At 73.1% G+C, this 11,714-nt stretch carries 12 protein-coding genes; 8 read left to right on the top strand and 4 right to left on the bottom strand.

Annotated elements, in window-relative coordinates:
- The first annotated feature begins 272 nt into the window (after positions 1-272).
- Positions 273-398, top strand: a complete 126-nt coding sequence (locus ACH5A8_RS29740; protein ID WP_399007061.1) for a hypothetical protein — start codon at positions 273-275, stop codon at positions 396-398.
- 249 nt (positions 399-647) lie between these two features.
- On the top strand, positions 648-2,042 hold the full coding sequence (locus tag ACH5A8_RS29745; RefSeq protein WP_399007229.1) for a glycoside hydrolase family 76 protein: 1,395 nt from the start codon (positions 648-650) through the stop codon (positions 2,040-2,042).
- A gap of 115 nt (positions 2,043-2,157) precedes the next feature.
- On the opposite strand, the gene ACH5A8_RS29750 is transcribed toward ACH5A8_RS29745, so the two are convergent.
- The gene (locus ACH5A8_RS29750) at positions 2,158-2,799 is read right to left on the bottom strand and encodes an MBL fold metallo-hydrolase (RefSeq protein WP_399007230.1); all 642 of its coding nucleotides are present in this window, start codon (positions 2,797-2,799) and stop codon (positions 2,158-2,160) included.
- Positions 2,800-2,887: 88 nt separating this feature from the next.
- On the opposite strand from ACH5A8_RS29750, the gene ACH5A8_RS29755 reads away from it, so the two are divergent.
- The 4 genes from ACH5A8_RS29755 to ACH5A8_RS29770 all read left to right on the top strand — a co-directional run bounded on the left by ACH5A8_RS29755 (position 2,888) and on the right by ACH5A8_RS29770 (position 6,437).
- Positions 2,888-3,313 (top strand): MarR family winged helix-turn-helix transcriptional regulator, encoded by a 426-nt coding sequence (locus ACH5A8_RS29755; RefSeq protein ID WP_399007062.1) that lies wholly within the window; start codon positions 2,888-2,890, stop codon positions 3,311-3,313.
- Between the two features lie 244 nt (positions 3,314-3,557).
- Positions 3,558-4,391, top strand: a complete 834-nt coding sequence (locus tag ACH5A8_RS29760) for an alpha/beta fold hydrolase (RefSeq protein ID WP_399007063.1) — start codon at positions 3,558-3,560, stop codon at positions 4,389-4,391.
- Positions 4,388-4,954 (top strand): GNAT family N-acetyltransferase, encoded by a 567-nt coding sequence (locus ACH5A8_RS29765; RefSeq protein ID WP_399007064.1) that lies wholly within the window; start codon positions 4,388-4,390, stop codon positions 4,952-4,954. The genes ACH5A8_RS29760 and ACH5A8_RS29765 overlap by 4 nt, the downstream gene beginning before the upstream one ends.
- Positions 4,955-5,216: 262 nt before the next feature.
- Positions 5,217-6,437, top strand: coding sequence for a metallophosphoesterase (locus ACH5A8_RS29770; protein ID WP_399007065.1), 1,221 nt, complete (start codon positions 5,217-5,219; stop codon positions 6,435-6,437).
- A 140-nt stretch (positions 6,438-6,577) separates the two neighbouring features.
- Here ACH5A8_RS29770 and ACH5A8_RS29775 read toward each other — a convergent pair whose 3' ends face one another.
- The 3 genes from ACH5A8_RS29775 to ACH5A8_RS29785 all read right to left on the bottom strand — a co-directional run bounded on the left by ACH5A8_RS29775 (position 6,578) and on the right by ACH5A8_RS29785 (position 9,824).
- Positions 6,578-7,567 carry an NADPH:quinone reductase gene (locus ACH5A8_RS29775; protein WP_399007066.1) on the bottom strand — a complete coding sequence of 330 codons (990 nt, stop codon included), beginning with the start codon at positions 7,565-7,567 and terminating at the stop codon, positions 6,578-6,580.
- 148 nt (positions 7,568-7,715) lie between these two features.
- Positions 7,716-8,810, bottom strand: a complete 1,095-nt coding sequence (locus ACH5A8_RS29780; RefSeq protein WP_399007067.1) for a class I mannose-6-phosphate isomerase — start codon at positions 8,808-8,810, stop codon at positions 7,716-7,718.
- A 615-nt stretch (positions 8,811-9,425) separates the two neighbouring features.
- On the bottom strand, positions 9,426-9,824 hold the full coding sequence (locus ACH5A8_RS29785; RefSeq protein ID WP_399007068.1) for a VOC family protein: 399 nt from the start codon (positions 9,822-9,824) through the stop codon (positions 9,426-9,428).
- 94 nt (positions 9,825-9,918) lie between these two features.
- On the opposite strand from ACH5A8_RS29785, the gene ACH5A8_RS29790 reads away from it, so the two are divergent.
- A complete protein-coding gene (locus ACH5A8_RS29790) occupies positions 9,919-10,941 on the top strand; it encodes a helix-turn-helix transcriptional regulator (protein ID WP_399007069.1) in 1,023 nt (340 codons plus the stop codon).
- Between the two features lie 312 nt (positions 10,942-11,253).
- Complete coding sequence (locus ACH5A8_RS29795) at positions 11,254-11,565, top strand: hypothetical protein (RefSeq protein ID WP_399007070.1); 312 nt, start codon at positions 11,254-11,256, stop codon at positions 11,563-11,565.
- Positions 11,566-11,714 lie beyond the last annotated feature (149 nt).

Raw genomic sequence — 11,714 nt, forward strand, 5'->3', positions numbered from 1 at the left:
GGTCCCTGTCGAACGGCGGGTCCTCGTACCGCGTCGCCGACGGGGTGCCTGGTCAGGCGGTTGCTTCGGTGAGGATGCCCGCGCAACGTCCGATCGTGCCGCCGTACTCCCACCGACCCTCCACCGAGGCCATTCTCGCCGCGGTCCCCGCTCTCGCTCCCTATGCCCGGCCCGCGGTCGTCCTCCATCCGACGGCGGGGACGCCCGGGCCCCGGCCCACCTGGCACCTCACGGACCCGTGGGAGTTCCGCTGCCGGGAGTGCGACACCCCCATGAGACTCCTGTTCACCGTGGCCAGTGACGACACCACCCGTATCACCGTGGGCCGATGGGGAGACCTCCGGGTGTTCAGCTGCCCCGCGGACATCCGGCACGGCTACGAGTTCGACGTGCACTGAGCGGCAGCGGGACGGCGGGAACCACGACGGCCCCTCCCGGGGCGGCGTCAAGTCGCCAGGAGTCCAGTGAAGTTCGGTTCCCGGACGTCCGACCTGTGCTCGAACGATTGACGGCCTTCCGGCGGCTGGCTAGCTTCCCATGAGAGCGCTCTCCGGCGTTCGGCGGTGTGCCCCCACGCATCAGGCAAGGATCAGGAGTCCCCCATGGGCGTGAAGAGATCCGTACGGGCCGCGGTGCTCGCACTGGCTATGACAACGATGTCCACCGGTATCGCCGAGGGCGCCTCCGCGCTCGAGGCGAACGCCGCGATCTGCGACAAGTTCTGCGACACCCGGGATCCGGCGCTGAGCCCACAGGACCGGCAGCCCGTCAGCGCCGCCCTCCAGTCCCGCTCGATCGTGCTGCATTTCGACGACTCCGACGCCATGGGCTGGGCGTCCATCGAGAAGGGCGCGGCCGGCGACGAGGTCTGGCTGGACCGCTCGATGGACGGCGGCCGGACCTGGTCGAGCGGCAGCAAGCTCGGCGACACCAGGGTGCCGGCCGGGAACAGCGGCTGGCGGACGCTCATGTACAACGTCGACGACTGGAACACCGAGGGCGTCGGCGCGCTGCGCGCCTGCGGACAGGTCGCCGGCAGCATCGCGTGCACGGCCTGGGCGCGGACCACCTGGAACGCCGGCGACCGGCGGACGGCCGCCGCCACCGCGTTGATGATGTCGTTCGACCGGGGCACCAAGCTCTTCGGCGGGAACGGCTGGTGGACCTCCGCCAACGCGCTGACCGCGATCATCGACAACATCCGGGTCACCGGCATGGGCAGCTACCGGTACGCGATCGCCGAGACCTACGACGCGAACATCAACGCGCAGGGCGGCAGGTTCACCAACGAGTACCTCGACGACACCGGCTGGTGGGGTCTCGCCTGGGTGGACGCGTACGACCTCACCGGTGACAGCCGCTACCTCGCCACCGCCCGCGCGGACGCCGACCACATGTACGCGAACTGGAACTCCACCTGCGGCGGCGGTGTGCGCTGGAACACGAACGGCAACTACAAGAACGCGATCACCAACGAGCTGTTCCTGTCGCTGACTTCGGCGCTGCACAACCGGATCCCCGGTGACACGGCCTATCTGGGCGAGGCGAAGAACGAATGGGCCTGGTTCCTGAGGAGCGGCATGATCAACGGCGACCACATGATCAACGACGGGCTGAGCGACGCCTGCGTCAACAACGGCCAGCCGACGTGGACGTACAACCAGGGCGTCGTGCTCGGCGGGCTGACCGAACTGTACAAGGCGACCGGCGACGCGAGCCTGCTGGACTCGGCACGCACCCTGGCGGGCGCCTCCACCGTCAGGCTCCAGTCGGGCGGCGTGCTGCGCGAACCCGGCGAGGGCGACGCCTGCACCGGCGACGGTCCGACCTTCAAGGGCGCGTACGTCCGCGGGCTGGGCAAGCTCAACACCCGACTAGGCGACCACCCTTACACCACGACCTTGCGCAGCTGGGCGGACACCGCCTGGAGCAAGGACCGCAACGCCCTCGACCAGTACGGTCCGCACTGGGCCGGTGGCGGCGGCGCCGGCGACTACGGCTGCCAGCAGAGCGCCCTCGACCTCCTCGACGCCTCCGGCTGATCCGGCCTCCACGGCCCCGGCACCAGTACCGGTACCAGGGTCGTGAAGGGGCGCGTACCGACGCCCTCCGCCTGCCGGCCCCACGTGTTCACCGGGGCCGGCGGGAGGCCGGGCCTCAGTCGACGCGGGTGCTCGTGCCCGGGGTCAGCCGATGGTAGAAGGCCGGGACCCCAGGGCCCCGCTCGCCGAGGAAGCCCTCGACCATCGCGGTGCCGACGTCGTTGAGGGCGCCGTCGTGCACGGCGTACGCGTCGCGGGGGGCGACCTCGCGCACGTAGTCGATCAGATCGCCGACGGTGGACCAGGGAGCGTGCACGGGCAACAGCAGTGTGTCGACCGGAGTGCCGGGGACGGTCAGGGCGTCGCCCGGGTGGAAGAGGGTCTCGTCCACCAGGAAACCGATGTTGGGAATGCGCGGGACATCGGGGTGGATGACCGCGTGCCAGGCGCCGTGGACCCGGACGTCGAAGCCGGCGGCGCTGAAGGCGTCCCCGTCCCCGGTGGCGGTCACCTGCGCGCCGAGGCCGTCCAGTCGCTTCGCGACGGACGAGTCGGTCCAGATGCGCAGCTCCGGACGCGCCGCGGCCGCCCGGCGCAGCGTCTCCTCCGAGAAGTGGTCGAAGTGCTCGTGCGTGACGAGCACGGCGTCGGCGCCGTCCAGCGCCCTCGGGTCGCTCAGACCGCCCGGGTCGATGACCAGGCGGCGCCCGTCCTTCTCGAGCCGCACACACGCGTGACCGAACTTGGTGAGCTCCATGGCCGACACACCCTTTCGTTTCTGCATAAACTCTTTTGTACAACCTAACTGTACAACTAGCTTACGCGACCGCGGGTAGGATGACGCCATGGACGAAGACGCACTGGCCGAGGAGCTGCGGCAGACGCTCGGGGAGCTGGTCCGGGCGGTACGAGCGGTGGACGCCATGCCTCCCGGCGAGGCCGCCGTCCTCGGATTCCTCGACCGCGGCGGCCCGTTGACCACGGCGGACCTCGCCCGCCTGCGCGGCGTCACCCACCAGTCGGCCGCCAAGTCGGTCAAAGACCTCACCACGGACGGCCTGGTCCGCGGCGAGCGGCATCCCGACGACGGGCGCAAGCTCCTGCTTCACCTCACCGACGCCGGCCGCTCCCGCCTCCAGCGGGAACGCACCCGCCGTGCGGGCGCCCTGGGCGCCGCCATCCGCGAGACGTTCGACCCCGAGGAGAAGCGGCGGCTGCGCGAGTCCGTCGCCCTCCTGTCCCGCCTGACGGCCCACCTCACCGGAGGCTGACCGCCTCGGCGAGCAGCCACCCGGGCGCGTCACCTGCTCGTCGCGGGCCGCGCTCCTCCCCGCGGCCCGCCCGGTTCACCGGCCAGGCGGCACTCCACCGCACCGGCGCCGTGGGCACGATCTCGGTGTGCAAGCGCGCGGACGGGGCGGACCTCTCCGCCCCGCGACGTCGGCCCGTCCCCGCCCCGCGGTTTCCCTCCGGACGTCACGGACCGACCGGTGCGCGTTCTGACATGATCGCGGCGTGATACCGGACTCCTCCGAACACCCTGCCGTGCCTCCCCGCGCGGTCCGCGTTCCCGCTCCCGGCGGTGGCCGGCTGTGGGCCGAGCGCGGCGGCGCCGGCACCCCGGTGGTGCTCCTGCACGGCGCGGGGATGGACTCCCGCCTGTGGGACGCCGTCGTGCCCGAACTGGCCCGCCGCCACGACGTGATCCGCTACGACGCCCGCGGACTGGGACGTTCCACACCGCCGGGCGAGCCGTTCGGCGACGTCGAGGACCTGCGCGCCGTCCTCGACCACTTCGGGCTGCGTCAGGCCGCGCTCGTCGGGTTGAGCATGGGCGGGGAGACCGCGCTGGACTTCGCCCTCGCCCATCCCGGACGCGTCACCGCGCTGGCCCTGGTCGGCGCCTCGGTCAGCGGCCACGCCTGGCCGCCGGGTCCAGAACTGGCCGCCTACGACGCGGCCCGGCGCGTGGGCGACACGGCCGCCCTGGCCGAGCTGGAACTGACGATCTGGGCAGCCATGGGCCGCACGGCTCCGGGCGGTGAGCTCATCGAGACGATGGTCGCCGAGAACGCCGAGCGGCGTGTGGTGAGCGAACGGCACTGTGTCGTCCCCCCGGCCCGCGACGCGGAACCCCACCTCGGAGAGATCACCGCCCCCACGCTGGTCGTCCACGGCGACCGCGACCACCCGGAGATCGCGGCCATCGCCGGACGACTGGTCACCGGCATCCCCGGCGCCCGCGGCGAGACGATCGCGGACGCCGACCACTACCTGCCGCTCCGCACCCCCGCACGCCTGACCGAACTGCTACGGACACACCTGCCCTGCGTAGGGTCTCCCGTATGACGATCAGCGTGCGCAGATCCCGTCCGGAAGATCACTCGGCGATCCTGTCCCTCATGGACAAGTCCCGCGGCGTGGGCCTCAGCGACGAGGAACGGGCGCGTCGAGGCTTTGTGCAGGGCAGCCTGACGGAGGAACTCCTCAGCCGTTTCGAGGACGGCCCGGGCGTCTTCGTCGCCGACGCCGCGGGGCAACTCGCCGGGTTCGCGGTCACGAGCGAGCCGGGCCGGCTCCCGCCGCAGCACCCGGCTTCGGCGGCCGTCGCGGCGGTCAACGAGGCGGCGGACGGGCGCGACCTGGGCAGGCTCTTCCTCTACGGCCCGGTCGCGGTCGACGAACGTTTCCAAGGGCGCGGAGTGCTGACGCGGCTGCTCACGACGCTCAGCCGCGCCCTGGCGGACGACTACGACCTCGCCGTCGCTTTCGTCGAGACGGCCAACGAGCGCTCCCTGGCCGTGCACCGGCACTACGGGATGACGGAGGCCGCCCCCTTCGAGACGGGCGGACGCACCTACGTGGCCTTCACCTTCTCCCCGGCGGCCTTCGCGCGAGGACAGTCCCGATGACGTCGGCCGACGAGGAGTGACGGACGGCGCCGACGGGCCGGTGGGGACGACCAGTCGCTCCGGGCAGTGACGGGACGACGCGGTCCGGCGGTCGCGGCCCGGTCCCGCGCGGCCGCAGAGGCGCCGCCGCGCCTCAGCCCCGGGGATCCGCCGGTCGTGACCGCGGGCTACGGGAGGGGCGTGCCCACGAACACCGGTCCGACCCGCCCCGGGGCGACCGGATACAGTGCGCGGGACGGCAGCCTGGTTTGTGAGGGGAAGCGTGACCGACACCAGCGACACCCGACCCGCGGACAGTGAGGCGCGAGCGCCACGGCAGAGCCGGCTGCACCGCCTGATGCGCTTCATCCCCCTGATCGCCCCCGTCCTGCTGTGGGCCGTGCCGTACTGGGTGCTCCTGCACACCGGCCAGCACTGGCCGCTGCCCGTCACGCTGGCCGGCACCGCCCTGTTCGCCCTCGGCCTCGTCGGCATGCCGCTCGCCATGACGCGCGGCCACGGCCGGCGTCAGCAGGACCGGGCGGCGATCGTCGGTGACACCCTGCTGGGCACCAGCTGGGTCCTGTTCACCTGGTCCGTCCTGCTCGGCGTCCTGCTGCGGCTCATCCTGACCGTGGCCGGCGTCGGCGAGGGCCAGGACCGGGCCCGCATCGTCACCTGGGCCGTCCTCGGCGTCAGCGCCGCACTGCTCGCCTGGGGGTACGCCGAGGCCCGCCGCGTGCCGCGCGTGCGCCGGCTCGACGTACGACTCCCGCGCCTGGGCGCGGGGTTGGACGGCACCCGCGTCGCTCTCATCACCGACACCCACTACGGCCCCCTCGACCGCGCCCGCTGGTCGGCGCGGGTGTGCGAGACGGTGAACACCCTGGAAGCCGACCTGGTCTGCCACACCGGCGACATCGCGGACGGCACGGCCGAACGCCGCCACGCCCAGGCCGCCCCGCTCGCCACCGTGCGGGCGACCCGTGCCCGTGTCTACGTCACCGGCAACCACGAGTACTACAGCGAGGCCCAGGGCTGGGTCGACCTGATGGGCGAGCTGGGCTGGGAGCCGTTGCGCAACCGCCATCTGCTGCTCGAACGCGGCGGCGACACCCTGGTGGTCGCCGGCGTGGACGACGTCACCGCCGAGTCCTCCGGCCTGACCGGCCATCGCGCCCACCTCGCCGCGGCCCTGGACGGCGCCGACCCCGACTGGCCCGTCCTGCTCCTGGCCCACCAGCCGAAGTTCGTCGACCGGGCGGCAGCCGCCGGCATCGACCTCCAGCTCTCCGGCCACACCCATGGCGGCCAGATCTGGCCCTTCCACCACCTGGTCCGCGTCGACCAGCCCGCCCTCGCCGGCCTCAGCCGCCACGGCGCCCGCACCCTGCTCTACACCAGCCGCGGCACCGGCTTCTGGGGCCCGCCGTTCCGTGTCTTCGCCCCCAGCGAGATCACCCTCCTCGTGCTCCGCTCCCCGGACCGGCCCGACTCGGTGTAGCGCGGCTCCACGCTCGGCCACCGGCCCTCGGCGCCGCCACGGTCGGCTTCTCGGACGGTCGGCGCGGTCGGCGAACGCCCGGCGGGCCTTTCTCGCGCGGCGGCGCGGGCGGGCGAACGGCGCGCCGGCGCGGGCCGGTGTCACGGGTGCAGCACGAGTCGTCCGGTGAGGCGTCCGGTCTCCAGACGGCGGTGGGCTTCCGCCGCCTCGGACAGGGGCAGGCGGTCGGTGATCCGGGGGCGCCACGCCGTGGTGGTGAGCAGGCGTACGACGCCGTCCGCCGCCTCGGCGAGATCCGTGACGGAGGCGTTGCTGATGGCGAAGCCGACGATGCTCGCGTCGCGGGTGTAGAGCCGGCCCACCGGCAGCGCCGGCGTCCTGTTCAGGCCGACCATCGCGACCAACCGGCCACCCCGCGCGAGCAGTTCGACGGCGTCGGCCAACTCGGCGTGCCCGGAGGTGTCCAGGTGGACGTCGAAGCCGTCGGGCGCGGAGCGGCGCAGCCGGTCGGTGAGGTCCGGCGCCCGGTAGTCGAGGACCTCGGTGGCGCCGAGATCCCGGAGGCGGTCGGAATCGTCGGTGCGGGCGGTGGTGACGACGCGGGCACCGGCCGCGGCGGCCAGGGCCACGGCGGCCGAGCCGACGTTGCCGCCACCGCCGCCGACGTACACGCGTTCCCCGGCGCGCAGCCGGCCGTGCCGGAACAGGGCGAGCCAGGCGCTGGCGGCCGGGTGCGCGGCGGCGACGAGGTCGTCGGGGTCGACGTCGGCGGGTGCCGGGTAGAGGCGGTCGGCGGCGACCACGGCGTACTCGGCGAAGGAGCCCTGGCGGCCCGCGTGTCCGAGGCTGGCGCACCACACCGCCTGCCCGGGTGTGTACCCGGCCGCGCCGGGTCCGGCGGCCGCGACCTCGCCGACCAGGTCGCGACCGATCACGAACGGTGTCGGCATCGGGGTGGGATAGGCCCCGGACCGTACGAAGGCGTCCACCGGGTCGGCGGCCACGGCGCGGACGCGGACCAGGACGTCGGTGGGGCCGGGCCGGGGCACGGGCAGGGTGCCCCACCGGATCGATGCGGCGGGGCCGGGTCCCTCGATGTGGGCCGCGTTCATGTGGGTGGGCAGGGTCATGGACGGACTTCCTCGCGCCGGTGGGTCGTCGGGTTCACTCGGTCCATGTCACCAGATCACCGAGGAGTGGCCCCGGCCGCGGCACGTCGTCAGCCGCGAGTCGGCGGCGGCCTGGTGACCGTCGCTCCCGCGGGATGGCCGACCGGGTTCACGGGCTTCGTCCGCCGGCGCGGCGTGCGCCGGCGTCCGGCCCGAGGGAGTCGATGAGCGGGCGCGGGTAGCCGGCGGCGAGCAGTGGTGTACGGACGTCGCGGTCGAGGTCGGGCAGGTAGCCGAACAGGACGTCGGCCGGTCCGGTGATCTCGACCTCGGCGCAGGCCGCGGGCACCAGCAGTGTCTCCGCCCGGCCGAGTTCCTCGTTCCAGCCGCCCGTGCGCACCCGTACCGGCGCCCCGACGTTGGTGAGGATCTGCGCCGTGGCGAAGGAGTGCCGCAACGGCTCCGCGGTCCCGGCGCACCCGCGTTCGAGGGCGAAGTAGGGGCCCGCGTTCAGGAAGACCCGTTCCACTCCGTCGCCGACGGCGATGCCCAGTCCGGGGGTGAAGTCCGGCCTGGTCTCCAGGTCTGCCTGCCGCATCAGCATGTCCAGGTTGGAGGCGAACTCCGCGTCTCCCACCCGCGAGCCGTCCTCCATGTGCCAGCGCATCGCGTGCTGCTGGACGTCGGAGGTCTGCTCGATCTCGTAGACCAGGGTGTCCGGTCCGAAACTGTGCGGGGTGCCGCCGGGGACGTAGAGGGTCTCCCCCGCCCGTACCGGCAGGCGGCGCAGGACGGCGTCGAAGTCCTGCGCCTCGAGCGCGGCGCGCAGCCTGCCGGCCGTCACGCCGTCCTGGACGCCGCATAGGGCGGTCGCGCCGGGGGCGGCGGCCAGGATGTGCCAGGCCTCGGTCTTGCCGTTGCGCTGCCCCTCCCAGCGCCGGGCGGTCTCGTCGTCGGCGTGCAGGTGCACGGGCAGGGTGCCGGTGGCGTCGATGAACTTCGTCAGCACGGGGAAGCACTGACCGGACCATCCGGCGCCCATCAGTGCCTCGGGATGATCGGTGACCACTTGGCGCAGGGACTGTCCGGCGAGCGGCCCGTCGGTCACCACGCCGACGGCGCCGGTGACGTCGCTGCACTCCCAGGTCTCCGCGACGCTCCAGTCCGGGATGCCGGTCTTGCCCAGGCGGCGGGCGATGGCGTGCCCGCCGAACACCAGCGGCTTGGCCGTGACGGTCAGCCGCAGCGGATACAGGCTCGGCACGCGGCCGCTCACCGGACCCGCCGACCGCCGGTGACCGTGACCCGTCGCCTCGCCGGAAAGGCGTCCGAACCCCCGGGGCTCTCCGCGCCGTGATCGGACCGGGGAGCCGTCTCACCCGTGACACCGGGCGGAGACTGCTCCTGACGGGGCTGAGACATACCGCCTCCCCACGATCGCGTCCACCGGATCGGCTCTCCATGGGGCCCTGACCGGCACCGACACGCACCCGGACGGCACCGATGGCCGGCCGCCCCGGCTACCTCACGTCCACGGGCCGAAGGTGCCACACCCCAATGTTCACCCGCCGCCCGGCGGCCCGCCACGGCACGCCGCTGCGGACCGCGGAGGACCACCGTCCGCGACGACGATCGCTTCCGCCTGCGGGTCGGCACACGAAGGTCTCCCGTCTCCCGCGAGACCGACGGGACCAGGGTCTTTCGTTTGGATCAGGGTGTCAGCACGATTCTGCCGAACACCTCGCCCGCGTCCATCCGGCGGCGGGCCGACGGAGGGCCGCGCGGGCCGCCCTTCCCTCCGCTGAGGGAAGGGCGCTGATGCCACGCGGCCAGGACTCCCGGGGTCTTCGGACTCCCGGGTGAGCGGCTGTGCGGGGCGTCAGCGTGCGAACTTCTCGATGGCCGCCGGGGTGACGGGGGTGAAGAAGTTGACGAGGTTGCCGTCGGGGTCGCGGAACAGCAGCGACCGGTTGCCCCAGGGCATCGTGGTGGGCTCGGTGACGAAGTCGGCGACGAAGCCGGTCAGGTTCTGGTGGACGCGGTCCACGTCGTCGACGAGGAACTCGGTGATCACGCTGTGGTTGTCCGCCGGGCGGGCGGAGCCCGGGGCGAACAGCGCGACGGTGCGGGTGCTCGCGATCGCGAGGGTGGCGCTCCCGGTCCGGAGTTCGGCGAAGTCCTCGGTGGCCCACGTCGCCCGCGCTCCGGTGGCTCGCTCGTAGAACTCGACGAGACGCGCGACGTCGCTGGTGATGATGCGGATCGAGACGAAGTCCATGGGAATCTCCTTGGCTGTGCCGGTGGCGTGCACTGCGCAGGCTAGGAGAAATAGTGGACAGAATCGGTCCTGTATCCGCGTTAGGCTGCGCAGCGTGCCTCGACCGACCGCCCGCGTGCTGACCCTCCTGGAACTGCTGCAGTCGGGCGGCATCCGGACGGTGGCCGAGCTCGCCGACCGGCTCGGCGTCGAGGGGCGCACCGTGCGGCGGTACGTGGACCAACTGATCGACCTGGACGTGCCCGTGGAGTCGGTGCGCGGCCGCTACGGCGGGTACCGGCTCGCCCCCGGATACCGCCTGCCTCCGCTCATGCTCAGCGACGACGAGGCGCTGGCCGTACTGCTCGGCCTGGTCGCCGGCCGCCGAGCGGGGTTGACGACGACGGAGCACACGGCGAGCGAGACGGCGGCGGCCAAGATCCGGCGGGTGCTGCCGAAACATGTCGCCCACCGGCTCGACACACTCCTGGAAGCTCTCGCCTTCACGGATCAGCCCGGCGAGTTCGACACCCCGGACGCCGGGATCCTGCTCACCGTCGCCGACGCGGTGCGCCACCGCCGACCGGTCTCGATCCGCTACACCGACCGCGAGGGGCAGCGCAGCGAACGCACGCTGCACGCCTACGGGATCGTCGCCCACGCGGGCCGGTGGTACGTCACGGGCAAGGACGCCCGAAGCGGCGAGGACCGAACCTTCCGGCTCGATCGCGTCGCGGACGCGCGGACCCTGCCCGGCTCGTTCGACGTGCCCGAGGGCCTCGATCCGGCACAGCGCGTGCTGTCTGCGTTCGCCACGGCCGAGTACCGGCACGCGGTGACCTTGCGGATCCACGGGACGGTCGGCCAGATCCGCGCCCGTCTTCCCGCCAGTGTCGCGAGTCTGGAAGACTGCGCGCCCGTGGCGGGCGGGAGTCCGGAGGACCGCGCGCCCGTGGCGGGCGAGGAGCGGCCGGCCGAGCGCTGGCTGCGCGTCGAGCTGCGGGCGGAGCGGCTGGACTGGTTGCCTCCGGTACTCGCCTCACTGGACCGGCCGTTCGTCATCGAACGCCCCGATGAGCTGCGCGACCTCGTCGCCGAGTTCGCCGATCGCCTCACGTCCCACGCCCGCCGGACCTGACAGCGAGGAGGATCGAGCGTCGCGGAGCTCCGCCACCGAACCCGCACCGCTTGCCGGTGGTGCCGGACGACCGCGACGGGTGATCTCGCAGTGCCCCTTCACCACACCCCGCCCCCGCGAGTCGGCCCGCCCGCGCATCACCCCGTCCGGTGGCCGTGTACGTCCTTCGGTGTGATGGTGGTGTGCGGGAGAACATCGGGGTGTCGGTCAAGTGCGTCGACACCAGCGACGCGGACCAGTGGGTCACGCTGACGCCGTGACGCCGTGAGCCGGTCACCGCTCGCGGGCGTACGGCCCGGAGGAGGTCACCCCATGAGTCGTCCCACGCCTCGTCCCAAGCGATCGATCCAGGCACGCGCCGGAGCAGTGGCCGTCACGGCGCTGCTGTCCCTTCCCGCCACCGCGCGTCCCGTGCCCGCCGCCGCGGCCGACGACTGCGCGAGTGCCCAGGCGGCCGCGGACAGGGCGCAGAAGGACTTCGACGAGACCAAGAAGGCCTACGAAGCCCAGATCGCCGCCGGCGGAACGCCGGGCGCCGCCGAACGCCAGGAGCTGGCGGACGCCGATGTACGGCGCAGTGTGTCCCGCGCCGAGGCCGAGCGGACCTGCGACAGTTCCTCCTGACCGCCGCGCGCGTGAGAACGCCCTGCCCTCGTCGGGACGACGTCACCCGTGCGGACCGTGACCCGAGCTCGCGACGCCGGTTGATCAGGGAGCCTGACCTGAGGCCGCCAGGTGCTTGTGTGCCAGCGGACCCGCCGGTCCCCGGCACT

It is taken from the genome of Streptomyces sp. NPDC018610 (genome assembly GCF_044391765.1).
Lineage (GTDB): Bacteria > Actinomycetota > Actinomycetes > Streptomycetales > Streptomycetaceae > Streptomyces.

Bases quoted from the DNA above. Each gene is read 5' to 3' on its own strand.
- ACH5A8_RS29785 (WP_399007068.1), bottom strand. From the start codon at position 9,824: ATGGACTTCGTCTCGATCCGCATCATCACCAGCGACGTCGCGCGTCTC.
- ACH5A8_RS29795 (WP_399007070.1), top strand. From the start codon at position 11,254: ATGAGTCGTCCCACGCCTCGTCCCAAGCGATCGATCCAGGCACGCGCC.
- ACH5A8_RS29745 (WP_399007229.1), top strand. From the start codon at position 648: ATGACAACGATGTCCACCGGTATCGCCGAGGGCGCCTCCGCGCTCGAG.
- ACH5A8_RS29750 (WP_399007230.1), bottom strand. From the start codon at position 2,799: ATGGAGCTCACCAAGTTCGGTCACGCGTGTGTGCGGCTCGAGAAGGAC.
- ACH5A8_RS29755 (WP_399007062.1), top strand. From the start codon at position 2,888: ATGGACGAAGACGCACTGGCCGAGGAGCTGCGGCAGACGCTCGGGGAG.
- ACH5A8_RS29775 (WP_399007066.1), bottom strand. From the start codon at position 7,567: ATGACCCTGCCCACCCACATGAACGCGGCCCACATCGAGGGACCCGGC.
- ACH5A8_RS29765 (WP_399007064.1), top strand. From the start codon at position 4,388: ATGACGATCAGCGTGCGCAGATCCCGTCCGGAAGATCACTCGGCGATC.
- ACH5A8_RS29740 (WP_399007061.1), top strand. From the start codon at position 273: ATGAGACTCCTGTTCACCGTGGCCAGTGACGACACCACCCGTATCACC.